General features: G+C 39.7%; 25 protein-coding genes and 1 other RNA gene. 13 read left to right on the top strand and 13 right to left on the bottom strand.

Going from position 1 to position 25,373, the window contains the following annotated elements:
* Positions 1-173: 173 nt before the first annotated feature.
* The 5 genes from ACFE93_RS11100 to ACFE93_RS11080 form a co-directional block, all read right to left on the bottom strand.
* Positions 174-557, bottom strand: a complete 384-nt coding sequence (locus ACFE93_RS11100) for a hypothetical protein (protein WP_375473342.1) — start codon at positions 555-557, stop codon at positions 174-176.
* A gap of 82 nt (positions 558-639) precedes the next feature.
* The gene (locus ACFE93_RS11095; RefSeq protein ID WP_375473341.1) at positions 640-1,029 is read right to left on the bottom strand and encodes a DUF120 domain-containing protein; all 390 of its coding nucleotides are present in this window, start codon (positions 1,027-1,029) and stop codon (positions 640-642) included.
* A gap of 210 nt (positions 1,030-1,239) precedes the next feature.
* The gene (locus tag ACFE93_RS11090; RefSeq protein ID WP_375473340.1) at positions 1,240-1,848 is read right to left on the bottom strand and encodes a TetR/AcrR family transcriptional regulator; all 609 of its coding nucleotides are present in this window, start codon (positions 1,846-1,848) and stop codon (positions 1,240-1,242) included.
* 113 nt (positions 1,849-1,961) lie between these two features.
* A complete protein-coding gene (locus ACFE93_RS11085) occupies positions 1,962-2,465 on the bottom strand; it encodes a GNAT family N-acetyltransferase (RefSeq protein WP_375473339.1) in 504 nt (167 codons plus the stop codon).
* A gap of 251 nt (positions 2,466-2,716) precedes the next feature.
* Complete coding sequence (locus ACFE93_RS11080; protein ID WP_375473338.1) at positions 2,717-3,430, bottom strand: DJ-1/PfpI family protein; 714 nt, start codon at positions 3,428-3,430, stop codon at positions 2,717-2,719.
* Between the two features lie 322 nt (positions 3,431-3,752).
* On the opposite strand from ACFE93_RS11080, the gene ACFE93_RS11075 reads away from it, so the two are divergent.
* Positions 3,753-4,238, top strand: coding sequence for a beta-lactamase hydrolase domain-containing protein (locus tag ACFE93_RS11075; protein ID WP_375473337.1), 486 nt, complete (start codon positions 3,753-3,755; stop codon positions 4,236-4,238).
* A gap of 385 nt (positions 4,239-4,623) precedes the next feature.
* Here ACFE93_RS11075 and ACFE93_RS11070 read toward each other — a convergent pair whose 3' ends face one another.
* A complete protein-coding gene (locus ACFE93_RS11070) occupies positions 4,624-4,947 on the bottom strand; it encodes a hypothetical protein (protein WP_322733115.1) in 324 nt (107 codons plus the stop codon).
* Between the two features lie 731 nt (positions 4,948-5,678).
* Between ACFE93_RS11070 and ACFE93_RS11065 the strand changes: the two genes are divergently transcribed.
* From ACFE93_RS11065 to ssrS, 3 genes are all read left to right on the top strand, one after another.
* Positions 5,679-6,203, top strand: coding sequence for a pentapeptide repeat-containing protein (locus ACFE93_RS11065; RefSeq protein WP_375473336.1), 525 nt, complete (start codon positions 5,679-5,681; stop codon positions 6,201-6,203).
* Positions 6,200-7,366: a 5-(carboxyamino)imidazole ribonucleotide synthase gene (locus ACFE93_RS11060; protein ID WP_375473335.1), complete on the top strand. Its 1,167-nt coding sequence runs from the start codon at positions 6,200-6,202 to the stop codon at positions 7,364-7,366. The genes ACFE93_RS11065 and ACFE93_RS11060 overlap by 4 nt, the downstream gene beginning before the upstream one ends.
* Before the next feature lie 60 nt (positions 7,367-7,426).
* Positions 7,427-7,610: non-coding RNA, 6S RNA (ssrS, locus tag ACFE93_RS11055), on the top strand.
* Between the two features lie 235 nt (positions 7,611-7,845).
* Here the strand turns inward: ssrS and ACFE93_RS11050 are convergent.
* The gene (locus ACFE93_RS11050; RefSeq protein ID WP_375473334.1) at positions 7,846-8,364 is read right to left on the bottom strand and encodes a GNAT family N-acetyltransferase; all 519 of its coding nucleotides are present in this window, start codon (positions 8,362-8,364) and stop codon (positions 7,846-7,848) included.
* Between the two features lie 326 nt (positions 8,365-8,690).
* On the opposite strand from ACFE93_RS11050, the gene ACFE93_RS11045 reads away from it, so the two are divergent.
* The 4 genes from ACFE93_RS11045 (at position 8,691) to ACFE93_RS11030 (ending at position 13,194) form a co-directional block, all read left to right on the top strand.
* A complete protein-coding gene (locus ACFE93_RS11045) occupies positions 8,691-9,956 on the top strand; it encodes a M16 family metallopeptidase (protein ID WP_375473333.1) in 1,266 nt (421 codons plus the stop codon).
* Positions 9,957-10,022: 66 nt separating this feature from the next.
* Positions 10,023-11,318, top strand: a complete 1,296-nt coding sequence (locus ACFE93_RS11040; protein ID WP_375473332.1) for a M16 family metallopeptidase — start codon at positions 10,023-10,025, stop codon at positions 11,316-11,318.
* A 106-nt stretch (positions 11,319-11,424) separates the two neighbouring features.
* Positions 11,425-12,420, top strand: a complete 996-nt coding sequence (locus ACFE93_RS11035) for a peptidoglycan-binding protein (protein ID WP_375473331.1) — start codon at positions 11,425-11,427, stop codon at positions 12,418-12,420.
* 420 nt (positions 12,421-12,840) lie between these two features.
* Positions 12,841-13,194, top strand: coding sequence for a phage holin family protein (locus ACFE93_RS11030; RefSeq protein ID WP_375473330.1), 354 nt, complete (start codon positions 12,841-12,843; stop codon positions 13,192-13,194).
* Between the two features lie 5 nt (positions 13,195-13,199).
* On the opposite strand, the gene ACFE93_RS11025 is transcribed toward ACFE93_RS11030, so the two are convergent.
* From ACFE93_RS11025 to argS, 3 genes are all read right to left on the bottom strand, one after another.
* Positions 13,200-13,706: a cobalamin biosynthesis protein gene (locus tag ACFE93_RS11025; protein ID WP_375473329.1), complete on the bottom strand. Its 507-nt coding sequence runs from the start codon at positions 13,704-13,706 to the stop codon at positions 13,200-13,202.
* A gap of 8 nt (positions 13,707-13,714) precedes the next feature.
* Positions 13,715-14,278, bottom strand: a complete 564-nt coding sequence (locus ACFE93_RS11020; protein WP_375473328.1) for a Uma2 family endonuclease — start codon at positions 14,276-14,278, stop codon at positions 13,715-13,717.
* A 133-nt stretch (positions 14,279-14,411) separates the two neighbouring features.
* Entirely contained in the window at positions 14,412-16,166 is a 1,755-nt protein-coding gene (gene argS, locus ACFE93_RS11015; protein ID WP_375473327.1) for an arginine--tRNA ligase, read from the bottom strand.
* A 730-nt stretch (positions 16,167-16,896) separates the two neighbouring features.
* Between argS and ACFE93_RS11010 the strand changes: the two genes are divergently transcribed.
* A complete protein-coding gene (locus tag ACFE93_RS11010; RefSeq protein WP_375473326.1) occupies positions 16,897-17,730 on the top strand; it encodes a DUF4114 domain-containing protein in 834 nt (277 codons plus the stop codon).
* A 121-nt stretch (positions 17,731-17,851) separates the two neighbouring features.
* On the opposite strand, the gene ACFE93_RS11005 is transcribed toward ACFE93_RS11010, so the two are convergent.
* Positions 17,852-19,120 (bottom strand): tetratricopeptide repeat protein, encoded by a 1,269-nt coding sequence (locus tag ACFE93_RS11005; protein ID WP_375473325.1) that lies wholly within the window; start codon positions 19,118-19,120, stop codon positions 17,852-17,854.
* A gap of 541 nt (positions 19,121-19,661) precedes the next feature.
* Positions 19,662-20,330: a 2OG-Fe dioxygenase family protein gene (locus ACFE93_RS11000; protein WP_375473324.1), complete on the bottom strand. Its 669-nt coding sequence runs from the start codon at positions 20,328-20,330 to the stop codon at positions 19,662-19,664.
* Between the two features lie 239 nt (positions 20,331-20,569).
* On the opposite strand from ACFE93_RS11000, the gene sfsA reads away from it, so the two are divergent.
* Positions 20,570-21,295, top strand: coding sequence for a DNA/RNA nuclease SfsA (gene sfsA / locus ACFE93_RS10995; RefSeq protein ID WP_375473344.1), 726 nt, complete (start codon positions 20,570-20,572; stop codon positions 21,293-21,295).
* Between the two features lie 187 nt (positions 21,296-21,482).
* Here sfsA and ACFE93_RS10990 read toward each other — a convergent pair whose 3' ends face one another.
* Positions 21,483-21,884 (bottom strand): fasciclin domain-containing protein, encoded by a 402-nt coding sequence (locus tag ACFE93_RS10990; protein WP_375473323.1) that lies wholly within the window; start codon positions 21,882-21,884, stop codon positions 21,483-21,485.
* Between the two features lie 710 nt (positions 21,885-22,594).
* Here ACFE93_RS10990 and modA point away from each other — a divergent pair.
* The 3 genes from modA (at position 22,595) to ACFE93_RS10975 (ending at position 25,062) form a co-directional block, all read left to right on the top strand.
* Positions 22,595-23,458, top strand: coding sequence for a molybdate ABC transporter substrate-binding protein (gene modA, locus ACFE93_RS10985; RefSeq protein WP_375473322.1), 864 nt, complete (start codon positions 22,595-22,597; stop codon positions 23,456-23,458).
* A 105-nt stretch (positions 23,459-23,563) separates the two neighbouring features.
* Positions 23,564-24,148, top strand: coding sequence for a DUF642 domain-containing protein (locus ACFE93_RS10980; RefSeq protein WP_375473321.1), 585 nt, complete (start codon positions 23,564-23,566; stop codon positions 24,146-24,148).
* A 260-nt stretch (positions 24,149-24,408) separates the two neighbouring features.
* Positions 24,409-25,062 carry a DUF642 domain-containing protein gene (locus tag ACFE93_RS10975; RefSeq protein WP_375473320.1) on the top strand — a complete coding sequence of 218 codons (654 nt, stop codon included), beginning with the start codon at positions 24,409-24,411 and terminating at the stop codon, positions 25,060-25,062.
* Positions 25,063-25,373: the final 311 nt, after the last annotated feature.

Genomic DNA, 25,373 nt, shown 5'->3' with positions numbered 1-25,373 from the left:
CCTACCTTAATGGATTAATCTTTGCTCCCTAAATAAAAAGTGGGATGCTCCCGTTTGCTAGAGACTGCTTTATTGACATCTATCAACTACCTGTCCGTAGATCAGCAAGGACTAGCGATTCAGGCTTTCCAGGAAGCACAATAGTGAATCCGATTGAACTAAAATCCATTTTCTCACTCCTTCGGTATTTTTGGTGGACACCAAAAGAGGTTTTTGCTGGACACACCAAGGGATTCTAGAATTCCTCGCATCACCTCTGTGGAGTACATCCAATGCCCCAAATCATCATATATGCGATCGCGATTAAACTCGACATTGTAATGCAGCACATTTGGAAGGTCTAAAAACTCATCGTCGCTTTGGGGAGAAAGAAGCAAGAGATGAAATGGCTTTCCTTGGCATTGTTTTTGCAGCTTGTTGACTAAATCTAACACACCACCGCGATCGCTAATTCCTGTGCGGACGAAAAGCACTTTGTCGCAATGCCGCAGTGCATACCAAAACCTTTCAGAACGTGCCGTGTATCGAACGCACATCCGTTCATGGACAGGAGACATATCGCTCGTGGGGTCGTCTGTCTCCTCAACTTCATGTGGTTTTTGTTTTTGTTGAGTAATTTATTTCTTGGAAGTCCCTAATTCAGATAAATCTGACATCGTGAATCTCAACTTCAATCAAATCATTATCTTTAAGGTTATATAGCTCCCGAAGTTTCACATTGCAAGCTATCTCAATAATTGTTTTCGGATGATCTCCACTTTCAGTATTATTTTTGTCTGTTCTTAAGATGAAAGCATCTCTGCCAAATATTTGACAGGGAACAATGCTCACAGAAACAGTCCCTCCATATTCTTCCTTTTCCAGACGTATGACATTTTTCGGAAGATGGTAAGGTTGATCTAACTGAATATTTAAAGTTCCAGGGAAAAATTTCATCCCCGTTTTTCTCAAGTAATATTCTTGGAGTTTCTCAATCCAGTAAGAAAAGTTTCCTAAACCACTAACAACCTTACCTTTTAAGATTTTCATATATTTTTATTTTTGGAAATAGGCTGGTATTATATAGATTGAACATATTATGCAGTAGCGATCGCCAAAACTATTCCCTCTTGATTAGCTTTACTAGGAGTCCTGCAGAAATAACTTACCTTTTTAGCCTTAATAGATCGTCAACTCCGAATCACAAATGTTGCCATAAATTATCTAATTTGGCTCATAGCTTATAGTTGCATTGACAACTTAGAGAGGAATGGCACTGATACCGCGCACAAAAATATCTACACAGGTTTCGATATAGTCCTCACAGCTATAGCTGCCTTGATTGAATTTTGCACTGCGGCATAGCATTCCAGCCAAAAGCATTCCTGTAAACATATCGACAGCCGGAAGTGGATCGAGGTCTGCCCTAACAGTGCCTAATTTCTGACTCGATTGCAGGTAAGCTACCAGTTTTTTTGCTAAGGGCTTGGCAGCTTCTTGAATCACTTGTTTGGCTGCCTCTGGATGACGTTTGGCTTCTCCAATGAAGGTACGAATTAAATCCTCCTGTGTCTCTAGCATAGTATTGTAAAGATGGGCATACTGTTTTAAATCAATTTTTAGATCCTGTGTCCACACTTCGGAGTGTGCAAGGGCTTCTGTCTGGAGTGCCAAGGCATTTTTCATTACTGCTGCCAGAAGTTGTTCTTTGCTAGCAAAGTGGCGAAATAAAGTCACCTCATTCACACCAGCAACACGAGCTATTTCACGGGTAGTTGCTCCTTGAACACCTAAATTGGCAAATACCTGTAAGGCGGCTTCTATCAAACGTGTACGGGTGAGAGTTGATGAACGGATGGTTTTATGCATTTATGCTGGCAAGTACTTACTTTCATCATAGATTATGTAGAAAAAGTGGTCGTAATTTAGGGAAAATATTGTTGATGCCAACATTTTGAAAATTATTTAAAAGATTTACCTTCTCAAATTGATTTTGGTGTAGTAGCTAATGTTTTACTCATTTTAGTAACTGGAACAACTATCCCACTTCTTAAATAATGAGGTGCTTTTTGGATGGCAGTAAATCCCAGTCGTAAATAAAACCCTTCAGCATAAAGGCTAGCAGTTGTAATTACCTTATCTATACCTTGCTCAGTTGCTTCATTGCAAAAATGTTGAACTAAAGCACGACCAATCCCTTTACGTTGATATTTAGGATGGACATACAACCCGATTAGTTCATCAACAATGAAACTAGTAAAACCTATAACAACATCTCCCTCGATCGCAACCCAGAAAGATTCTGCTTTCATACTCTTCAAGATATTTGAACCATCAGGTTTGTCGCGGTAATTGCGCCAAGCTAAAAGTTCTTTTTGGGTGTAGAAAGTTGCAGGCAAAGCTTTGATAGCAGCAATATGAATTGCACTCAGCACCCACGCATCTGTTTCTTGGGCAGGTCGAAGAGATATTTCCTTAGCGCTCATAGGTTCAGGGCTGGCATTCAGATTACAAGAGAAGGCAGAGGGCAGATTGCTTTTAGCGTCTCCCCTTGGGAGAAGGCAGGAGGAAAGAAGTATGAATGAAAACTTTAGTTCTGGGTCATTGCCCAGTTTAAAAAGAAGAATTGTTCTGTAGGGTATGTTACGGCTTCCGTAACGCACCGAAAATCGGAAATGGTGCGTTATGTGTTTCACGCTAATACAATCTACCCTATCTTCTAATTATTTGCGCCTAGCTATTTATTAGCAGTTTGCAATTGAGTCATAACTCGCTGGACAATTTGCCGTCTGATTTCCTGAACATTGTGACTTGCATCTATAACGCGAGCAAGTACAGCCGCAGGGGCAGTTTGAGGAGAACCACTGTTAAAGGGTGGTTGGGGATTGTATTCAATCCCTAGTTGAATTGCTTGGGCGAGCGCTTCCCCAAATAACTCAGCAGCTAGAGCCAGCCCAAAATCAATGCCAGCTGTCACACCACCGCCTGTAATTCGATTGCGATCGATGACAACTCTTTGGGCAACTGTCTTCACTCCTAACATCTCAAGTAAATCCAACGATAGCCAGTGAGTAGTGGCGCAATAGCCCTGAAGTAAACCCGCAGCCGCCAGTAGCAGCGAACCAGTGCAGACAGCCGTAACATAGCGGGCTTGTTTCCCTTGGGTTTTAAGAAAGCCGAGGAACTTTTCATCTTCCATTTTGGCATTGATACCTGGGCCTCCTGGCACAAATAAAACATCTAAGGCTGGGGCTTGAGCAAAAGTTGTGTCAGGTAGAAAAGTGAGGCCGCAATCGCTCCGAATTGGTTCGAGTGTTTCCGCCAGCAGATATAATTGCACCTTTGGCAATTTGGCAAAAACTTCGTAGGGGCCCGTAAAATCTAACTGCGTTACATCTGGGAACAATACTATTCCAATGGATAGAGAAGAAATTTGTTCTGTAACAGTCATTATTGATACCCTTGTTCGCAAAAATTCCGATCAACTGCTCCTGCAACTTGCCCAATAGTATAACTCTTGAGATATAAATTACGGTAATTGTATCAACAAAAAGTATAAAAAACTCTAATCAACATTAATTCTATCGACAAACCGTATATTATAGATAAAGCAAAAAAATAACCAACTTCAAAAGAGAAATTTTGAAGTAATCAAGCAATATCTTGTGATATTTGGCTAATTTTATTGTGTTTATTTTGAATATCTTCTCAAAGCTTGCTCCCTTAGAGTATTTACCAAGCTGGCAGACATTAGAAAATCAAAAGGAGTGAATGTGATCAACGCCATACAAATTAACGAAAACTTGACAACAACAGGACAAGTCATACCGAAACAGCTTGAGCAAGCTATTCAAGAAGGTTTTAAGTCCATTCTCAATTTGCGATCGCCTGATGAACTAGGATTTTCCAAAGATGAGCAAAAAGTAGCGGAAGCATTGGGGTTGTATTATCAAAATGTTCCACTCAAGGTGGATCTAAAAAATTTGAATGAAGAGGTAATTACCAAAATCCTCACGATACTCGAACAAATCCCGAAACCAGCAGTTGTACATTGTGCCGCCGGGATGCGATCGACTGGAATTGCGCTGTTGAGTATCGCTATCCAGGAAGGATTAACACCAGAGGAAACCTTAGCAAAAGCAAGAAATCTCGGTTTTGGATTCTTTGAACACGCTGGTGTTAGTCCCCGATTGAAGCAATTATTTGTGGACTACGTTAATAAACACGCAAAAATAGCTATACCTGCTAGCTGCTCTTAAATGTTAGTGATTTTTAATTGTTATGTCTTAATAGACTAGTACCGCAAGGCGGAAGTCAAAAGTCGAAAGTATAATGGAATGGGCTTTTTCGTGATTTTAAATGGTTGCTTTATTTACGCCGTGGCGTACTAGAAGGCTGCTATACAAATCATTAAAGAACAATTCAGAAGCGAAGCCTGAGACGCTCCGCCAAGGCGTCAGAATTAAGACGTTCTCTAGGTTCGCGCCGCGCATAGCTTGTTTCTTTGTAGGGATAGCGAGTCGCACAGAATTCAATTGGAGAATTCTGGCTTCTGACTCCTGAATTGTTTCTTGTTAAATTAAAAACTGCTCTTGCTGAAAGTAGACAAAAGCAGTTCTGAATAGCAAAGCCCAAAATAAGAATTTAGGCATCTTCAAGTTCAAATTGAGCCACTGTAACGGCATTAAAAGCGAAAGCTAAAACTAATGGCATCGGCGACTGGAACCAAAAGGTAAAAAGAACAGCTAGGATTGTGCCAATTACTGCCGACAGCGACCACAATCGTTCTTCCAAAGTCAGTCCTTTTTCGGCTTTAATCAATCTGAGAACATGAACTGGAATTGGTTCCGGCATTACCCCACCCGGAGGGAAAGCCCAGAAGTTGTTACGTCGCTCAACAAATAAATCTGTCCAGCCATTTTCTTGGCACCATGCCTCAATCCATTGAAGTGAGTAATGATTCATCATCGGGTTTCGGAGTTCGGTTTGTGGAAGTTGTGTACTTGGTGAATGTAAACTCTGGGAGATTCCTGAAGAACTAACTAATCGCTATAAAATTAATGCGAATTATCGAACTTTTAAGCTTTGTTAAGCAATTGAAACGCATATAATTACGCTCAAACCTTGCTTTCATTAATTAAAAGACTAACAGTCGATCGGGGCTGTTGAATTTAAAATACAACAAACTTTACTTGAAAAAGAGAAAGTCAAGAATTGTAAATAACTCTGTGAGTATTACTGCTCAAAAAAAGTTTTTATATCTTGAAAATTTAGATCTACAAATGAAGAATTGTAAATAAGTCAATAAGCATAGGCCATAGTAGACATTGCTTTATTCAGCTAAATTATTCATTTAGAGTTAGGAGTTTCAAGTTTTATCTTCATCAACAGTAATAGATTATGCTTCCCGTCTCTATTTTGCTAAAGCTTGCTTGATGTGAGAAACAATTTATACTCAGTCATTGCGATCGCTATTTAGTAATTATTGTTCTGATATCTAATCTAATTTTAGTGTGATCGCTGATTGCCACTTTCTACCTCAAGTAGCAGAGATAATTTTGCTAAAGTAAGAAGCTTATGCTCTTTTTGCGTTACAAAATATTAAGCAACGGAAATACACGTTCTCCAAGTCCAGTAGCAAGGCTGCGAGTCTCAATTAGTACGATCCAGTCTTGTTAATATTCAAATACGGTAATTAAATGCGGCGATTTTACACTAAATTGGCTCTCAATATATTTTGGCGGCAAGGGTTGGCGTTCCTTCTCGGAATTATTATCTGGTGTGTAGCCGATCCAGCCGTGGCAGTAGACTGGACTCATCCACTGTCATTTAGCAATGCAGAGTTATCAAGACGTGATTTTTCTGGACAGAGTTTGCAAGCTGCGGAGTTTTCTAACGCCAATATGGAATTGGCTAACTTTACAAACGCTGACTTACGGGGAGCAGTCATGAGCGCTTCGGTGATGACAAAAGCAAATCTTCACGGAGCGGATTTAACGAATGCAATGGTCGATCAGGTAAACTTGACTAAGGCAGATTTGAGCGATGCAGTTTTCAAAGAAGCTCTTTTGCTCCGTGCCATATTTAATGATGTAAATATAGACGGTGCAGATTTTACAGATGCAATTTTGGATAGAGCGCAAATCAAAGAATTGTGCGAAAAAGCCAGTGGTATGAATTCTAAAACAGGCGTGCAAACTCGTGATTCTCTAGGATGTCAATGAAGCGTGTTGGTGTAATTGGTGGGGGACAACTTGCCTGGATGATGGCGGATGCAGCACAGAAGCTAGGAGTAGAATTAGTAGTACAAACTCCTAGCGAACACGACCCGGCCGTGTCAATCGCAAAAGAAACTATTTTCGCACCAGTTGATGATGCAAGTGGTACGGAAATATTAGCTCAAAAATGCGATGTCATTACCTTTGAAAACGAATTTGTTAACCTGAATGCTTTATCTGGTTTAGCAAAGCAAGGCATTTATTTCCGTCCCAGATTAGAGGCATTAGCTCCTCTTTTAGATAAATATCATCAGCGTTGCTATTTACGCGACTTGGGCTTACCAGTTCCTCAATTTTTCGCCCTTGATGAGGTGGAAAATATCAAATCAAAAATAGAATATCTAGGTTTTCCAGTAGTCCTCAAATCCCGTCGCCACGGTTATGATGGTCAAGGTACTTTCATAATTCAAGATTTTGCTACTTTAGAGCAAAAGCTAAGTTATGAAACCTCAACACAAACTTTAAATCAATCGCTTTTCTTGTTAGAAGAATTTGTCCCATTTGAAAGAGAACTAGCAATAATTGCAGCTCGTTCTGTGGAGGGAGAAATTGTCACTTACCCAGTGGTAGAAACCCAACAAGAAGAACAAGTATGTAGGCGGGTGATTGCGCCAGCCGAAATTACGCCCAATCAAGTAGCAGAAATCCAAGTGATCGCACATACTCTATTAAATAGCCTAGAAGTAGTGGGGATTTTTGGAATTGAGCTATTTCTTAGGGCTGATGGCAAAGTACTGGTAAATGAAATTGCACCCCGTACCCACAATTCTGGGCATTTTTCTCTTGACGCTTGCGAAACTTCTCAGTTTGAGCAACACCTCAGAGTGGTTTGTGGTTTACCTTTAGGGAATCCGGCTTTACAGTGCGCTGGTGCTGTAATGGTCAACCTACTGGGGTATGAAAATTCTCACAGCGACTACCAAAGCCAGCGTCAAAAAATAGCAGAAATTCCCCAAGTGCACGTTCACTGGTATGGTAAGACAGAATCACGTCCTGGGCGAAAGTTAGGGCATGTTACCGTTTTGCTGGATAATCAGAATCGAGAGTCGGCAAGTGCATACGCTAACAACATCGCCCACACTATAGAATCTATCTGGTATCCCAGGTAAATAGATCGGAAAGTTTCGATATTGAACACACAACATCTTTTGAAAAGCTATAATGAGTAAGTTGCACTACGACGTTGGTGACTGCCATCAAGTTTTTTGATCTATGCCTTTAATGACAAGGGAGTCAACTGTTCTCGTGGCAGTATACCGGGCATGTACCCGGAAACTTTAAACGAGGAATTTAGGTTCCCACCTGGATAAACCCAGGTCATAAACTTAGGTAAAACGGCGTCGCGGTGAACTTAAAAATTATTAGCTCCTAAAGTCAGTTAGAACTTAGGAGCTTTAATTGTTTAAATCAGTAAAGCTTATGGAAAAAATCATAAATTTAAAACTAGAAAACAAAAAGTTTTAACCGACGCAAATTAAGTATTTTGGCTATTTTTATTAATTTACGACTTACGCACTGTACAAATTAATCATAGTATAAAACCCAGTCTAAAAAGAAGATATTACTATCCCTACCTCCTGAACTTTTACTACTGTTCATGAGCTTCTTCCAATTCATATTTGAAAATTATATCTGACAACTTATATGTTTTATCTGGACAAATTTCTTCAGCAGAACCCAATTTAATAAATCCAGCTTTTTCATAAAAGGATAGGGCTGCAAAATTATTAGTATTAGTAAATACCCAAAGCTGCTTAAATCCAAATTCTAATGCATATTTTTTTAATAGATTCATCATCACTGTTCCTAGCCCTTGCTGTCGGTATTTAGGACGTAAACCAAACCATCCAACCCATACAATATTGGGAGAGCTATTCACCATCTGGTAAAGACCCATAACACCTATAGTTTCTGTTTCCAGGGTTGCTAAATAAACTTGCCAAAAAGCGAGAGTTTTCTGACGTTCTTTAATTCCACACCAACGAAGTACTGATAAACTAAATTTATCTCCAAATTCTAACTCCTTTAAAAGAGGAATAAAGTTTTGGATGTCTTTTGTTTGTATGATGGTTATGAAATTTCCTAAAGTCTGATTATTTATCTGCATTTGTCTTATCTCAAGGTAAGCTCATTTAATTGAATATTCAATTAAATTTTATCGGAAATTCTCGCTCATACTATTGAAAAAATCCCTCTCTGATAGAATGAAACAGTCATACTTTTTAAGGGAGTTGGGGTATCTTATATCTTTGTCAACAAACGTTTCCGCCTTAATTTGACACAAATACACATCTGTGCATCCACGATAAAGGACTTAAAATTTAGCGATACTTGCTGATAAAAACAAAATTTGTATAACTTGATTCTAAATTAGGTATCATTCAGAGGTAAAATCACAAAATTATCTAAAATTGTGGTTAAAGCTACAAAAAATTGTCACAGCAACTAACTAATACAGTATTTCCAGCCTCGGTCTTCCGACTAGACAGTGGTTTAACGTTTATTCATCAACAAATTCCCACTACTGCTGTAGTTGTGGCGGATGTTTGGGTGCGTGCTGGAGCCAGCTTAGAGCCAAAACCGTGGTTTGGCATGGCGCACTTTTTAGAACACATGATTTTTAAAGGTACGGCGACGCTACCCCCTGGAATGTTCGATTCCAAAGTCGAAAGCCGAGGTGGCGTGAGTAATGCGGCGACAAGCTATGATTATGCTCATTATTCACTCACCACAGCTGCCCCTTATTTAAAAGAGACTCTGCCCTACTTGGGAGAACTACTACTCAATGCGGCAATTCCAGAAGATGAATTTAGCCGAGAACGGGATGTAGTGTTAGAGGAAATTCGCTCATGTCATGATGATTCCGACTGGATAGGATTTCAAGCTCTAATTCAAAGCATCTATCCGCATCACCCTTATGGACGTTCGGTGCTGGGTACTGAGCAAGAACTGATGCAGCAATCGCCAGAAGCAATGCGCTGTTTTCACCGCACTCACTATCAGCCGGAAAACATGACAGTGGTAATTGCTGGGGGTATAGCCCAGCAACCAGCTTGGGAAATGGTAAATCATTCATTTGCTGATTTTGCCGAACCCTCGAATTGTCCGCAGTTTGAGAAAGTGACAAAGCCAGTAATAACAGGAATTCACCGTCAAGAACTGTGTTTACCACGCATAGAGCAAGCACGATTATTAATGGCGTGGCTAGTACCAGGAGTAGAAGATATCCGTACTGGCTATGGTTTAGATTTTTTGTCAGTCTTATTAGCAGAAGGGCGGACTTCGCGTTTAGTGCGTGATTTGCGAGAAGATTTGCAATTGGTACAGGGAATTTGCAGTAGTTTTTCTCTACAACGGGAATCAAGTTTATTTACAATTACTGCCTGGTTAGAACCAGAAAACCTGGAGGAAGTTGAGTCCTTGATTTGCACTCATTTAGATGATTTGCTGACTAGAGGAATTAGCGAACAAGAACTTGCTCGTATACGCAGACTTCTATGTAATGAGTATGCGTTTTCTACTGAAACACCAAATCAACTGACGGGGCTTTATGGATATTACAATACCATTGCCCAAGCGGAATTAGCTGTGACATATCCCCAGCAGATTCAGTCTTTTGATGCCAAAGAACTGCAAAAATTAGCTAAACAGTATCTCTCGCCGCAGAATTATGCAGTAACTGTACTTAAACCGTGTTAGTTATTGGACATTGGGCATAGGGCATGGGGCATAGGGCATTAGTTTTTGACAAAGGACAAAAGACAAATGACAAATGACAAAGGACAAATGACAACCTTGCTGCAAAAATCGCCCATCCATCGCACTGTATTGAACAATGGCATGGTCGTGCTGGTGGCAGAAAATCCGGCTGCGGACATTATTGCAGCGCGAATCTTTGTGCGTGCCGGTAGTTGTAACGAAAACCGGGAGCAAGCAGGGTTGGCACATTTGTTATCAGCAGTGATGACAAAGGGATGTGATGGACTTTCTAGCTTGGAAATTGCCGAAAAAGTTGAGTCTGTAGGGGCAAGTTTGAGTGCGGATGCTGGCACTGATTATTTTTTGCTATCTTTCAAGACGGTAACATCTGATTTTGGGGAAATTTTAACATTGGCAGGGCGGATTTTGCGATCGCCTACTTTTCCTGAAACTCAAGTGGAACTAGAACGGCGTTTAGCACTCCAAGATATTCGTTCCCAAAAAGAGCAACCGTTCAATGTCGCCTTTGAACAAATGCGGCAGGTAATGTACCAAAATCATCCCTACTCGATGTCAGTGCTGGGAGATGAAACCACCATGAGCCGCTTAACTCGTTCGGATTTAGTGGAGTATCACCAAACTTATTTCCGTCCAGATAATCTAGTAATTAGTATTGCCGGTAGAGTCGTACCCACAGATGCAGTAGCATTAGTAGAAGAAGTTTTTGCTGATTGGCAAGCGCCAGCCCAAGCACTGCCAATACTGAATTTACCTGAGATTAAGGTAGAACCGCAGGTAAAGCTGAAGCCAGTACAGACACAACAATCAATCGTGATGCTTGGGTATTTGGGAACATCGGTGAGTTCAGTTGACTACGCTCCATTAAAATTGCTGTGTACCTACTTGGGAAATGGGCTTTCTAGCCGCTTGTTTGTCGAATTACGGGAAAAACGAGGTTTAGCTTACGAAGTATCTGCCTTTTACTCCACAAGGCTATTTCCAGCGTCCTTTGTGGTTTACATCGGTACAGCACCAGAAAATACTAGCATTGCCCTAGAAGGACTGCGTACAGAAGTAGATTTATTGTGTACCACCGAAATATCTGAAAGCGCGCTCCAAGCTGCTAAAAACAAGATCCTGGGGCAATACGCCTTGGGTAAACAAACGAACGGGCAAATTGCTCAGATATACGGTTGGTATGAAATTTTGGGCTTAGGAATTGATTTTGACACCAAGTTCCAAGAATTGATTGCGGCGGTGAGTGCCAAGGATGCGATCGCTTCAGCTTGTAAGTATTTAAAAGAGCCTTACTTGTCTTTAGTTGGTCAAGAAGAAGCAATTAATCGAGCGATCGTAAACTGAGAATGTGCCGCAGCGACGCCCGTTGCAGATATCGTAAAATCCAGCAGCTGTTTTTTCGACCAAGCGGCTGTACCATTAGCATGAGAATATTCTGGGAGTGAATTCCATGCAAAGCAGCCTGACAGCAAGTATTTTGAGTTATTTAAAATTACTAGACCCAACTGTAAATCGCTGTAAAATGGAAAAACGGCAAAAGGGTTGGCGGCCAAAGAGGTCTAAATCTTTATCAGCCATTGAAATACTCTTGTTTTCCGCTACGCCTCTGCTTATTACCTCAACGACTCTAGTATCAATAGCAGCCCCACAAAAAATTGCCCAAGTAAATCCTGGAAATAGCATCAACCGCCCTAGCCTGAAAGTTGGCAGCCAAGGCGAACGCGTATCTGAACTTCAGGCAGCTCTGAAACTTTTGGGTTTTTATTCTGGTGCAGTAGATGGCATTTATAGTGAAAATACAGCTAGTGCTGTTTCCCGATTTAAACAAGCAGCTGGCTTGAATCCAGATGGCGTTGTTGATGCCAGCACTTGGCAACGACTTTTTCCTAATCAACCAATAGCAGCATCAACCGCCCCTTCATCCCAGCCAAGATTTAACTCAGCTACAAATTTTCCTGTTCCAACTCAGGCTAGTAACCTCACCAACGTTGCAAATCCCAACCCCAACCCTCCCAGACAAGCTGTAACCCAAGTTCCGACTAGAGCAGAACCAAAACCTACTACCCCAAAAAAACCTGTAACCCAAGTTACAAGCAACCCTGAACCAAGACCTGCTACTCCCAGAAAAACTACAACTTCTAGCACAAAGAAAACGCCGAAGCGTACTATATCAACTACTCGAGATCAGTCAAACACAACTACTAAACGAACTCCTGGTATTCAATACACCTCAGAAGGTTTGCCAATTTTGCGTATAGGATTACGTGGTTCTGAAGTCGTTAAGTTGCAACAACAACTGAAAAAGCTTGGTTTCTTGAAAGGTGATGCCGATGGAGACTTTGGCGAGACAACCGAAGCAGCGGTGAAAGCTGCACAAAAGCGCTATGGTTTAGAACCTGACGGCGTAGTTGGTGGCTCTACCTGGGAGGTTCTTTTGCGGCGTTAACCGTTCCCTACTCTTCAAACTTGGTACATCATGTAGCGTCTCACCCGTCCGTAACCAGAGGTGCAGACAACATTTCGGCGTGAGCGCTCAGTCGAATGTTGTCAACCGAACAAAACTAGATACTTTATTTCTTGGAAATCCCTAATCACTGAGGTTTGTCGACTTAGAGAAACCTTTGTAGAGGTTTTGCGCTCAACACTATTTTTGATGAATTTAATCTGGTACATCCTGCAATACGATAAAGATATACCGATTAGAAGTATCTTTCTTAGGAGCACTGAAAAATTACATTGCTTTTAGGCTGACGAAAGATGATGGCAACTTTAAGAGTCAAGTACAACAATACCTAATCGTGTTATAGATCACAACTGGCAATAGTGAAATTAATTAAACTGACTGCTAAATCCTCTAAAAAAACTTATGCAACACTTTTTATTAACTTGGCTCGGTACTGCGGTGGCGTTATTTCTTACTGCTAATATCGTTCCGGGATTCTTTATTAAGAATTTTCTGACTGCCTTAATTGCTGCCCTTGTTATTGGTCTGGTTAATGCATTTATTAGACCAATTTTGCAGATTTTGACATTTCCAATTACCTTACTCACCTTTGGTTTATTTACATTGGTGATTAACGCCTTAGCCCTTTGGCTGGCAAGTGTCTTAACTCCTGGTTCTGGTTTTGAGATTCAGGGCTTTTTACCTGCTTTGTTAGGTTCAATCGTCCTAGCACTTGTTTCTAGCATCATTAACTATTTTTTGAGAGTTGTTGACTAGGAAAATTAAAGAACTTTTGTAATACTAATATTTAAAGCTTGGGCAACAGCAAGAGTTACCGCTCCTGATTGCCCTTGTATTTGGAAAATTTGTTTAGGAACTAAGAATTTCACCCGCAATTCCTCTATGTTTGTAAAGGGGAAAACAGTCAATGATGTAAGTTGAGAGGCTGCAAGCATAGCAGCTGCCTCCGCTACGCTAGGTGTACCTACTTTATCGTCGGTAATTGTGGCAGGGTTGGGGACACAGACAGAACTAAGGATTTGGGCAGAAAAGGTTTTTAGGGGCAAATTGCGGAGGCGACAAAGTTTGACTAAGCCTACCTCCGAGGCTTTAGTGTCAATGGTAGCAATACCTGCGATCGCACTTGGAAAAAGTTGATTTTCTCGAAAGATTTTCTCAATTGCCCAATCAATCAGCTGCCATGATGTTCCCCGTTTACAACCGATTCCTACCCATAAAACCTGTTGTAATTGATGTACTTTCTTACTTAGTTCGTCAGAGTTTGACATGATTGGGTTTACTCTAACAGCCAACCAAATAAATCTCCCACCTTCAGCCTCAACTCACTTGCAAAATCTGGCACAGGGAGTAAAGCTTCTAGTTCATCCAACATGAGTGGCTGTTGATTGCAAATGTACACAAATACCGTTTGTTCTTCTGGATCGATCAGCCAACCCATTTGTGTTTCAAAATTCAGGCAATGCAGAATATTTTTTGTAACTTTCGTTTGTCTTTGGTCAGGCGATAGAATCTCAATAGTCCAATCGGGAGCTGCTGAAAATAAATTTGCGACCCTGCCATTTTCTTTGCGAGGTATTCTCTCCCAAGTAAATACTGCTACATCCGGGATAATTGATCTGCCTCCAAAAGTACACCGCAGTTCTGGATATGCTCGTGCAACTCTTTGGGGTTTCAATATAGCATTAATAAAAATGATCAGTTCGCCTTGAATAGTGCTATGTTCACCCTGTGCCATTGGTTTTTGAATAATTTCACCATTGATGTATTCACTAGCGGGCTTCGTTTCTGGTAGCTTCAGAAACTCTGCCAAAGTTATGTTTTTTGATGGTGTGCGTACCATTTGCGATCGCCTCCAAGTCAAGCAATTCTAATTAACAAACCGCAAAGGACACAAAGAAAAAATCAGCTTTAACTTAACTCTTACTCTGCGTACCTTTGCGCTACCTCAGCATAACTTTGCGTTAAAAAAAATATTACATCCTCTCCAATACCTGAATTCCCAACAAAGATAATCCCAACTTCAGAGTTCTAGCAGTCAAATCACATAAAACTAAACGGGATGTGCGCTGCGGTTCCTTTGCTTGTAGTATGGAACAGCGATCATAGAATTGGTTAAACTTCTGACTCAGTTCAAACAAATACTCACATAAACGATTGGGCAGCAAGTCTTGCTCTACACTACTAATAACTTCATCCAGTTGAAGTAAATATTTTGCCAACGCTAATTCTGTTTCCTGCTGCAAAAAAACGGCATTATTTCCCAACTCTTTAAAGTTAATATCACCCTTGCGGCTAATTCCATGAATCCGCGCATAAACATACAGCATATAGGGCGCAGTATTTCCTTTAAGATCGAGCATTTTGTCGTAGCTGAAGATGTAGTTACTGGTGCGATTTTGGCTCAAGTCTGCATACTTCACTGCACTGATTCCAACTACCCTAGCAACTTCATTAATAAATTCTTCAGTTTCAATACGTTCTTCTTTTTGTAATCTAGCTGTTAGGTCTGCATGGGCACAAGCGATCGCTTCATCTAACAAATCCCGCAACCGCACACTATCCCCAGAACGAGTTCTGTATCTTCTACCATCTTCCCCAAGCACCAACCCAAAGGGCACATGTACTAATTCCACATCATCGGGAACCCATCCGGCTTTGCGTGCTACCTGGAAAAATTGGGCAAAATGGTTTCCTTGTCCAGCGTCTGTTACATAAATTATCCGCTTTGCTTCATCCTGCTGAATCCGGTAACGGAGAGATGCTAAATCTGTTGTGGCGTAGTTATAACCACCATCTGATTTCTGCACAATTAAAGGTAAGGGTTCACCTTCTCTATTTGTAAACCCTTCCAGAAAAACACATTTTGCTCCTTGATTTTCTACCAGTAACCCAGATTTTTCTAAATCTTCCACAACTCTTGGTAATAAGGGATTGTAGAAAGATTCGCCGCGTTCAATTAACTTGATATCCAGCAACTCATAAATTATTTGAAACTCCCGCCGCGACTGTTCGCACAATAGTTTCCAAGCATGGAGTGTATCTTCTGCACCTGCTTGTAATCTGACGACTTCTTGGCGTGCTGTCTCTTGAAAAGCTTCATCTGTATCAAACCGCAATTTGGCTTTGCGATAAAAAGAGACTAAATCACCAATATCTAAAGCATTAGCGGTGGTAAGCGCGTCTGGGTAAACTTCCCGCAGGTAGGCGATTAACATTCCAAACTGCGTACCCCAATCGCCGACATGATTTAATCGCAGTACATCATGTTTTTGAAATTCTAAAATCCGGGCGATGGAATCACCAATAATCGTCGAACGCAAGTGTCCAACGTGCATTTCTTTAGCAATATTCGGACTGGAAAAATCCACAATTTCCCGCTTCGGCGTTTTCGCGGCTGGAACTCCCAGTCTGGGATCGGCTTGAATCGCATTTAGTTGTGCTTCTAAGTATGCTGTTTTCAGTTTGAGATTGATAAATCCTGGCCCAGCGATTTCCGGCGGTTCACAGATTTCGGATACATCTAGTTTCTCAACGATCGCACCTGCGATCGCTCTTGGTTGCAATCCTAACTTTTTACTCAGGGATAAAGCCACATTCGCTTGATAATCGCCAAATTTAGGATTGCTAGCAGGAACCAAAATTGGATCTACTCCAGCGAAGTCAGCGCCAAAAGCCGCGATTAAAGCCTGCTCTAAAAGAGTTTTTAGTTTTTCTTGTGTAGCGTTCATATATAGATTTTATCTGTGAAAGGGGGAATGTAGCTCTGGAAAAGCTTGATTATTTTAACCTTAAAAGATATTCATCAAGTCTAGGCAAAGACTGTCATTTTAAGGTATAACCCCCTTAAATTGTGTCCCATCCCTAGCATAACTTCCAGATTATGACGATACCGAAGTGGATTTTGACAGACTACTACTAGTTAATCAAGTCAACGAAAGCGTAGTACATAGTAACCACTTGAGTGCTTAAAACAAAGACTAAACTTATTTACCCAGGTTTGATTGATTTGATAGATTACTACGTTTTCCAACGTAAGTACGGAGATCAACTCTATTTGTATAGCAGCAAATAACCTTCGCCAAGCCTAAGTTGATAAGCATGACAGCGTACTACTACTTATCTACCTCATTTAAATAAAATTTATTATAGATTAAGCTTTTAGCATTTAACTATAGAAATTGCACATCTGAATTTTCATAAAAGATATAAATTTTTTATCAAATCTTTATCATATATCAGTTTAATTACTAAGTACTAACAACAGTGGGATATCCAATCATAAATAGTCTTTTTTCAGTAAAAACACTTTAAATAAAGAGCTATTTAAATCTACTAATAAAAGTAAATCAACAGATTGACTTTGCAGAAGTGTAGCTGTTAGAAGTGAGAGACAACTGAAGATAGATAGCTGCTAAACAAGCATTATCTAAATTGTTTTCCTACTTAATGACTCATAACATGAAACCTAATTTATTCACAGCTTTGATTGCCGCTACAGCTACCTTGACCGGATTAGTTTCCAAAGTAGAAACTGCATCTGCTGCTGATTTTAATTGGAATAGCTCTTGGACTCAACCAACTGTATATAGTAAGTCTAAAACTGGTTTTAATGACGCTCCTTTTCAACAATTTGTCCAAGCAGAAAGCGCTGCTCTTCCAAACAGCGGACAATTTAAATTAGACCCCAGTAAATTAAATCTAAAATATAACCACGATGTTTCTGTTTACTTTATTAATGAGGGTGCAGGTTATAGAAACCAGTTAGCCTTTGAAGCTACAGGAACTACTAATAAGTCTGGGCTGCTTTTTAATGATATTTCTTGTGAAGGGACTGGATGTGTTGGCGGCTGGGGCGGTAACGCACTAAAACTAGGTGATGGGGTGAAAGTTGGTAATGTTACCGCAGGTACTCAACTTGACTTCTGGTTGAGAGCTGATGGTTTAAGCCGTGGCAACTCTGCCAATATCTTTGGTACTGATACTGCCTCTAACGCTGACGGACTACAGCACGCAGTTGCTTATGCTTACAACAACTACATCCTCCTGGCATTCGAGGATTTATACGGAGGTTTACACGCTTCAGGGGTAGATTCTGCAACTGGTAAGTGGAACGAAGGTTCCGATCGCGACTTTAATGATGTTGTCGTCGTTCTTGATGTCGGTGAGGCAAATGTTAAAGCTTTAATTGGTGCTACCGTTCCTGAACCATCTGTTACTCTATCAATGTTTGCGGTGGGAGCAGTTGGTATGTTTGGATTGCGCCGCCGCCGTCAAAGTCGCACTTCTAACTAAACTTGGAAACGATGCTTAATATAGGGAGCGTTTAGTTTCATTCAAAAATAACAAGCGATCGCTCGCATTTTCACCCGTACATTTATACGGGTGATTTTATATTTGTAGTAGTATTTATATTTTATCTATTGCGATCGCGTTCTAAATCATCAATCACTTTTTGCAAATACCACTCGTCTGACATCCCAGGATGGTAATCCTGGTTTTGCTGAATCAATCGTTCGGCAATTTCCCAGTATCCCCCAACCATTCGTAAAAGTCGCTGACGTAGCAGGTGATATTTTTGCTTTTTTGACTCTGGACTAAATTTCTGAATTTTTTCTAGGCTGCTTAAGACTTGTTGATAATTTTCCCAGTCTTCTTGTTCGCAAAAGATACTCGCCGCCCGTTGATAATCTTCCACGGCGTTTTGTATTTCTTCTAAGCAAGTATAGGCAATGCCGCGATTGTAGTAAGCTTGAGCATCATCAGAATTAATTTGCAATGCTTGCGTGTAATCTTGAATTGCACCAAGATAATTGCCCGTTGCCCGATAGACATTACCTCTGGCAATATAAACTAAGACATCTTCGGGTTGCATCTGGACTGCTTGATTAAGATCCGCGATCGCACCTTGATGATCTCCTAAGACAGAACGTGCTCTACCTCGGTTGCGATAGACAATGGCATCTTGAAAATTTAGCCGCAATGCTTGATTAAAATCTGCGATCGCTTCTCGATAATTCCCCATTTTACAACGCACAACCCCACGACAGCAGTAAGCTTGAGCATCTTGCGGATCGGCTTTTAATACCCAGTTTAAATCGGTGAGTGCCTCTTGGGTATCTCCCTTTTCAGCCTTTTCTAATAATTGTGTGAAATAATTATTGGTGGATAAAATTGGCGCATTAGTGGAACGCGATTCCTCAAGGACAGGTAATTCTTTAGGTTGTAGCTGTTTAATTCGTTCTAGACAAAGACGACAATTCTCTTTGTCTTGTTGCTCTAGATATAACCCAGCAGCTTTTTTAAAGTTGGCGATCGCATCTTGAATATAACCCTGTTTGCGCCGCACCATTCCCCGCAGATTATAAGCAGCAGCATAATTGAGATTGAGACGAATTGCACGTTCAACATCTTCTAGCGCCCCCGGTAAATTTTTCAGCGCTACTCTAGCCAATCCCCGACAATAATACGCCTCTACACTCTCAGGATTCAGCTTCAGGGCTTCGGTATAATCTGAAACAGCTTTCAGGATTGCCCCTGAGTCATAATATGCTAAACCCCGCTGCAAATAAGCTTCGCTAAAGTAAGGTGTCAGTTGTAAAGCATGGTTAAATTCCTCAATTGCTCCCATGTAATCTTTTTGCCTAGCCTTTTCCAATCCTCTATTGTAGAATTCGTCATTCATGACATTTGTTTGGTTGATTCAGTTAATTGAATTCCAGCAAGCTTGTGTTGGTAGCCTAACTTATGCACTCATCTTCATATTTTAAGTATATTTCATAGTTTTTGTGAAATAAAACCAACACACTACCCTAAATTTTGATAAATGGAATATTGTACACATCCAGATTTTGGAGTTCAGTGTAGTGATAATATCACTAATCAAATTTATTATTAAATTTAGCAGTTTGTGGCTATGTATTTTATACAGTTACGATTCTAGTTGATCTAACTATAGAAAAAATTATAGCTTTATTAACTGACATAAAAGTTTTAGCCACATTATCAGATTTATTCTGTCCAATTAACAATAAAAAATTGGGGAAATGACTACATTCAATTCCCCGTCTCTCGTAGATTGTAAAATATTTATGGTTAACTACAATTCAGAATTTAAAAGTCAGAGTATTTCAAAAGTCAGCAGTAAATTCCTGTAATCAATATACTAAGTAATACTCGATTTATTCTGGACTCTGCTTTCTGGGTGCTGAAATTTTACACTAACATTATTCTGAAAGCAAGCTGGGAGAAGTCAGAACAAAAACATCCCAATTTCCTTGAGCCTCAGTTTGTGGTTTTATAGGATTGGCGTAGTGGAAAAACTCATGGTCATTAACCAATAGGAGTTCTCCCGGATTTAGAATTTTACTAAATACAGGCTTTTCTTTTTTGGCAGTATACAGATGTGTTTCTCCACCTTGAATATTCTCTCTATCTACTGAGAATATGCCAATGAAATCAGTGCCATCTTGATGGATACCTTCAGGTGCTGGATTACCAAAATTCTCTGGAGAACAACTAATTCTAATTTGATGAACTCCGATTTCAGCTTCAGGATGAAGTTTACAAGAATCACTAAATGCCAAAACGAGATTTTTGAAAATATCAAGTTCTATGAGTGCATCATTTAATTCTGCAAACTCTCTTTTTATGTCACCCGCTAATCGATTATACTCTTTACTTTGAAAAAAGACGCCATGAGGTAATTTGATTAACTGATTTCCAGAGACTGTGAATCGAGATAATCTTCTAGAACGATAATTGCCTTTGATATAAGGGTCAAGAGGCATACTACTAAAAAATGGCTTAAAACCTTCTAGACTGATCGAATTTACCTTTCTGAGAGTAAATAGAAAAGCATATTCTAATTCCGTTGCTGTCCACACTTTTTGCATCGGATTTACCTCCTTGCACGTTGAAATTCTCCCAGATTTTTATGGGAGGCTTATAACGCTTAGTATATGCTACTTTTTATTACTATGTTGTCAATTTAACTACAAAAATTGACAAGCCATGATATATGAAGTTGCTCAAATTCTGTCACAGGGCAGAGTAGCTGCTGAAAAGATTTGCAGATATGGGTTCGGTGGGCAAAGAATCAACGTATATTTACAAGCAGCAACAAGGTTCCATAATGATAGATTGGCTTTACCGTTACCCGCCTTTGTATCCCGGTATTTTACTCAAGCGTTACAAGCGGTTTTTTGCTGACGTTCAACTTACTTCTGGCGAAATAGTGACAGCACACTGTCCCAATACAGGGCCAATGACTGGAGTATCGACACCCCAAAGTGCGGTACAGCTTTCCAAAAGCGATAATCTTAACCGCAAATTGGCTTACACTCTAGAACTAATTCAGGTACATGATAATGAGCCGACTTGGGTAGGCATAAATACTTTTTTGCCCAATCGGGTGGTAAAGCTAGCTTTGGCGAAATACCTTTTCCCGGAATTGGGCGACTATAGCCAAATCAAGGGCGAGGTGGTTTATGGGCTAGATAAAAAAAGTCGAGTGGATTTTTTTTTGACGGGGAGTGATGAGAAACGCCCGATTTATTTAGAAGTGAAAAATACAACCTTGTCTGAGGGGAGATTAGCCCTATTTCCTGACACGGAGACTACTAGAGGGCAAAAGCACTTGCGAGAACTGATGGCGTTGTTACCTTTAACTCGTGCGGTGATGCTTTATTTTATCAATCGGGGTGATTGTACAGAATTTTCCCCTGGCGATCGCACAGATCCTATATATGGTAAATTATTGCGGGATGCGATCGCTCTCGGTTTAGAAGTCTTACCTTGCCGTTTTGACATTTCTCCCGAAGGTATCCGTTATTTAGGTTTGGCAAAACTAAAAATTTGATTACATTCTAATTGAGAGACTAGCAATTACAACATTTATACACGCATAAAACAATAAATCCATCTAGATCCTATCTAGATGGATTTGTTGGTAGTTGATGTTTACTAAAAAACATTCAACCAGACCGTAATGAATAAACGACTATAGGTAGTCGTTACCCCAGAAATAGCATTCGCTATTCTGACGGTTATGCAGGAATCAAAACTGTGTCAATGACGTGGATGACACCGTTATCAGCAGCAACATCTGCTGTTGCAACTGTTGCATCGTTGATCTTAACGCCATTAGAAGCGTCAATTTTTACATCTGAACCTTCAACTGTTGTAGCTGTCTTCAATTTAGCTACATCAGCAGCTAGTACTTTACCTGACACCACATGATAGGTCAAGATTTTCTTGAGCTTTGGAATATCTTGAAGTAATGCATCTACTGTACCTGCTGGAAGCTTATTAAATGCTTCATCGGTGGGTGCAAAAACGGTAAATGGCCCAGCACCTTTAAGTGTATCTACCAAACCAGCCGCTTGGATTGCTGCAACTAGTGTCGTGAAAGAGCCATTGTTAGTGGCAGTGTCAATTATGTTGGCCATGTGCTTTACCTAGTTCTGTGTAACTTGTTACAAATCTAAACTATTTGTTCAATAAAATCTATCTATCACTAGGCGTATGACAAATCATTTGTTTTATTGATATTATAAAAGTTTATATATATTTTTATACAAATAAAAAATTATATGTACGTCGTTCAGGTGGATGAGTTATGAGCATTGCTGGATGCGCTCACGATTTTTTTTACACAGTGGTAGAGGCGATCGCATCCAAAATTAACGGCGCATTACTCACAATACCAATAAAGTTTGTTAAACTAAACAATTAAAAGTATTTTGTTGGTATAAATATAATTGTTAGATACTTAGGAGCGAACTGACAAGATTATCGTAAGATCCATGCTATATAGATAAAACAAGGTTTTTATAGAACTCAAATATGCTTGCATTAGCTTTTTGTCATGATTTGCTCACCAAATAAGTTGGTAGAGAGTATATTTAACTGATATTATTTCATCACCAAATAAATTTCACTCGCTGTTTGTGTAATTCCACCTGGAAATAACAAACAGCCAATCACAATTGCTAAAAGCATTAGTGTGATTGACCGTCTATTTCCAGAATTTATCACGCGTAGGATTTACGCCAAAACCTTCTCTAACTTCCATTTATCTATGGTTAGTATTTCTGTTGCCTGTGCGTAAGTCAGGTATGTCAACAATGAGACTTTTAGGTAATATTTTCCCCAAACTATGACTTTCATGAACAGAAGAAGACTTATCGCTTGGATTGCTACGGCAGTTACCAGCATGATGCTGGTAATAGGCTCTCAGTTTGTCAATTTTTCGCCAGCCAACTCTGCAACTACACTTAACGTCTATGCGGCTGTCAGCTTAACAAACGCGCTGAATGACATCAAGACTCAGTACCAAAGTGCTAACCCAAGCGTCAACGTTGTTTATACCTTTGGTGCTTCTGGTACTTTACTTAGTCAAATACAAGCAGGAGCTCCAGCAGATATTTTCATTTCTGCTGCCACCGATCAACTGGATGTCTTGCAGAATTCAAGCCCAAGCAAAATAGTAGCAGGTAGCCGTAAAAACGTTGTCAGAAACCGTCTAGTTTTGATAGCTCCGACGACAGCTCCTGTTAGTGCTGGTAGTGCAGCTCTGACTAGCTTCAATGGTTTGACCAACGCCAACATTACTGGTATTGCTATAGGTGATTACACAGGTACTCCGCCAGTTGTACCAGCAGGAAATTATGCCAAACAAGTTCTGACTAGCCGAGGGATTTTCACTACTGTTAGTCCTAAAACATACCTTGCTAGCAATGTTCGTAACGTCTTAACTGCTGTTGAAAATAAAACTCTTGTAGTTAACGGCGTAAGTAAAACTATTGATGCAGGTGCCGTTTACAAAACAGATGCTACAACTTCTAACAAGGTAAGAGTCGTAGAAACTGCTCTAACAACAGAGAGCGATCCGATTGTCTATCCACTGGGTATACTCACCAGAACTACAGTTTTATCGACAGCACAGAGTTTTTCTACCTACTTAAGTGGTGCTACTGCCCAGAATATCTTCAAAAATACTTACGGGTTTATCTTGCCTTAATCACCACAAAGAAAATCAATCAAGTACTAGCTGTCGTGAATTTTGAACTATTTGGAGTTATGTCTTGTGAAGTTCACTAAAAAACTCTCAATTATTTTTTGTAGTTTGACTACTGCTCTCCTTAATACTGCTGTGATTACCAATACTTATAAGTCAGCAGCACAGGCAGATGGATCAGAACGAATTATCAACGGGGGATTTGAAAACGATTCTCTTGTAGATCCGAATAATCCCAATGCTACAAATCCTAATATTACAGGATGGATTAAAAATGGCGATCCGATGGATACATCAGGTACTAGGATTAACAATTTTGCTAACACTGGGAACCAAGGTTTATCGCTTGGTGGATTTTTAGACTTGAGCTATATATCACAGAATGTTCCTACAGTCGTTAATCAATACTACAAACTTACTTACTATTTCGCATCCACAGAGGAGGCACCTGACCTGAAGAATAAATTTAAGGTTTTTGTAGGTGGAAAGAAAGTTTGTACGAAAAAAAATACTTCTTACCAACCCTACACACAATACACGTTTTATTTTAAAGCCAAAGCAACATCCACTCAGATCAAGTTTGGTTCCATAGCCAAGTATGCATTTTTATATTTGGATGATGTGAGTGTCAAATCTATAGATCAACTAGGGCAAAACTCTCAGTGCGATCAGATAGATGATGGGGATGAATAAGCCACAGCTTGCAAGCTAAGCCTCACTCTCTTAAAATTCCAAGCGATATCTGGCTCTATAGTCTTGAGAATGCCACTTAAATTTATCTGATTAAAAAACTCCATCATCGTTTTATCGAGAGATGATCTATGGTGAATAACTAACTTTTATCAACCTGGATAAAGTGTTGATTTTTCTTGACACCAATTAGAGCCAGCATATAATGTAACTATCACCTTGTTTGAATTGCCGTAATTTGGAATTATTTAGAGTCAACTTTTATGAACTTCACTAAAAAACTCTCAATTATTGTTTTTAGTTTTACTACTACCTTAATTAGCACTGCTGTAATTACTAATACTTCTAATGCAGCAGTACAAGCGGCAGAACTTGTTAAAAACGGAAGCTTTGAACTCGATCCCCTTTTAGATCCTAACAATCCCAACGCTACAAATCCGAATATTACAGACTGGACTAAGGCTGGCGATCCGATGGATATATCAGGGATAAGAATCAGCAATTTTCCTCAGCATAATAGTGGTAATCAGGGCTTATCACTTAGTGGATTTATAGACCTCAGCTACATATCACAGACGCTTTCTACACAACCTGGTCAGCAATACGAACTTAGTTACTATTTAGCATCTATAGATGAGGCCCCTGACCTTGATAATCAATTTCAGACATTTGTAGGTGGAAATAAGCTTTTTGATCAAAAAGACATTTCTTTTCAACCATACACGCAATATAAGTTCAATTTCACAGCAGATGCATCATCCACAGAGTTAAAGTTTGGGGATTGGGATAAATATGGATTCTTATACTTGGATAATGTGAGTGTAAAACCTGTGCCTGAGCCATCAACTATTGGAGGAATAGCAGTTACTGCTGGTTTATTGGGAATATGGCTGAAGAAAAAGAAGGCAATTAGCTAGAAAGAATAGCCCTTTTTTTAACTTTTGGAAAAGAACAGATCATAAATCCCTCAAACTACTGTGTGGTAATTATGAGGGATTTGGTCATCTTCTACTAAAATTCAGTTTCAGTCATGTTTTCTTGGTTGGATGAAATCAATACATTAACAAGAGTTTTAGATTGGCTTAAACTAGCAGTCCAACAGTGGAATTGAATATTTTTATTTTATGTAAAGATTTAACTAGTTTCAAAATTAATTTACTCTTATATACCCAATTAATGAGTTGTCTAATCTTAATAAAGAGTTATCTCTTTGAAGATAAGATAATTT

It is taken from the genome of uncultured Nostoc sp. (assembly GCF_964247315.1).
In the GTDB taxonomy this organism is placed as follows: Bacteria; Cyanobacteriota; Cyanobacteriia; order Cyanobacteriales; family Nostocaceae; genus Nostoc.
Note: the sequence above shows the minus strand (reverse complement) of the source record. Positions and strands in the feature narration are given on the sequence as shown.

Coding starts and splice junctions, on each gene's coding strand:
- ACFE93_RS11095 (WP_375473341.1), bottom strand. CDS start 1,029: ATGAAAATCTTAAAAGGTAAGGTTGTTAGTGGTTTAGGAAACTTTTCT.
- ACFE93_RS11050 (WP_375473334.1), bottom strand. CDS start 8,364: ATGCAGATAAATAATCAGACTTTAGGAAATTTCATAACCATCATACAA.
- ACFE93_RS11100 (WP_375473342.1), bottom strand. CDS start 557: ATGTCTCCTGTCCATGAACGGATGTGCGTTCGATACACGGCACGTTCT.
- ACFE93_RS10990 (WP_375473323.1), bottom strand. CDS start 21,884: ATGGCCAACATAATTGACACTGCCACTAACAATGGCTCTTTCACGACA.
- ACFE93_RS11025 (WP_375473329.1), bottom strand. CDS start 13,706: ATGTCAAACTCTGACGAACTAAGTAAGAAAGTACATCAATTACAACAG.
- ACFE93_RS11035 (WP_375473331.1), top strand. CDS start 11,425: ATGCAAAGCAGCCTGACAGCAAGTATTTTGAGTTATTTAAAATTACTA.
- ACFE93_RS11065 (WP_375473336.1), top strand. CDS start 5,679: ATGCGGCGATTTTACACTAAATTGGCTCTCAATATATTTTGGCGGCAA.
- modA (WP_375473322.1), top strand. CDS start 22,595: ATGACTTTCATGAACAGAAGAAGACTTATCGCTTGGATTGCTACGGCA.
- ACFE93_RS11000 (WP_375473324.1), bottom strand. CDS start 20,330: ATGCAAAAAGTGTGGACAGCAACGGAATTAGAATATGCTTTTCTATTT.
- ACFE93_RS11030 (WP_375473330.1), top strand. CDS start 12,841: ATGCAACACTTTTTATTAACTTGGCTCGGTACTGCGGTGGCGTTATTT.
- ACFE93_RS10975 (WP_375473320.1), top strand. CDS start 24,409: ATGAACTTCACTAAAAAACTCTCAATTATTGTTTTTAGTTTTACTACT.
- ACFE93_RS11060 (WP_375473335.1), top strand. CDS start 6,200: ATGAAGCGTGTTGGTGTAATTGGTGGGGGACAACTTGCCTGGATGATG.
- ACFE93_RS11080 (WP_375473338.1), bottom strand. CDS start 3,430: ATGACTGTTACAGAACAAATTTCTTCTCTATCCATTGGAATAGTATTG.
- argS (WP_375473327.1), bottom strand. CDS start 16,166: ATGAACGCTACACAAGAAAAACTAAAAACTCTTTTAGAGCAGGCTTTA.
- ACFE93_RS11010 (WP_375473326.1), top strand. CDS start 16,897: ATGAAACCTAATTTATTCACAGCTTTGATTGCCGCTACAGCTACCTTG.
- ACFE93_RS11085 (WP_375473339.1), bottom strand. CDS start 2,465: ATGAGCGCTAAGGAAATATCTCTTCGACCTGCCCAAGAAACAGATGCG.
- ACFE93_RS11090 (WP_375473340.1), bottom strand. CDS start 1,848: ATGCATAAAACCATCCGTTCATCAACTCTCACCCGTACACGTTTGATA.
- ACFE93_RS11020 (WP_375473328.1), bottom strand. CDS start 14,278: ATGGTACGCACACCATCAAAAAACATAACTTTGGCAGAGTTTCTGAAG.
- sfsA (WP_375473344.1), top strand. CDS start 20,570: ATGATAGATTGGCTTTACCGTTACCCGCCTTTGTATCCCGGTATTTTA.
- ACFE93_RS11070 (WP_322733115.1), bottom strand. CDS start 4,947: ATGATGAATCATTACTCACTTCAATGGATTGAGGCATGGTGCCAAGAA.
- ACFE93_RS11040 (WP_375473332.1), top strand. CDS start 10,023: ATGACAAATGACAAAGGACAAATGACAACCTTGCTGCAAAAATCGCCC.
- ACFE93_RS11005 (WP_375473325.1), bottom strand. CDS start 19,120: ATGAATGACGAATTCTACAATAGAGGATTGGAAAAGGCTAGGCAAAAA.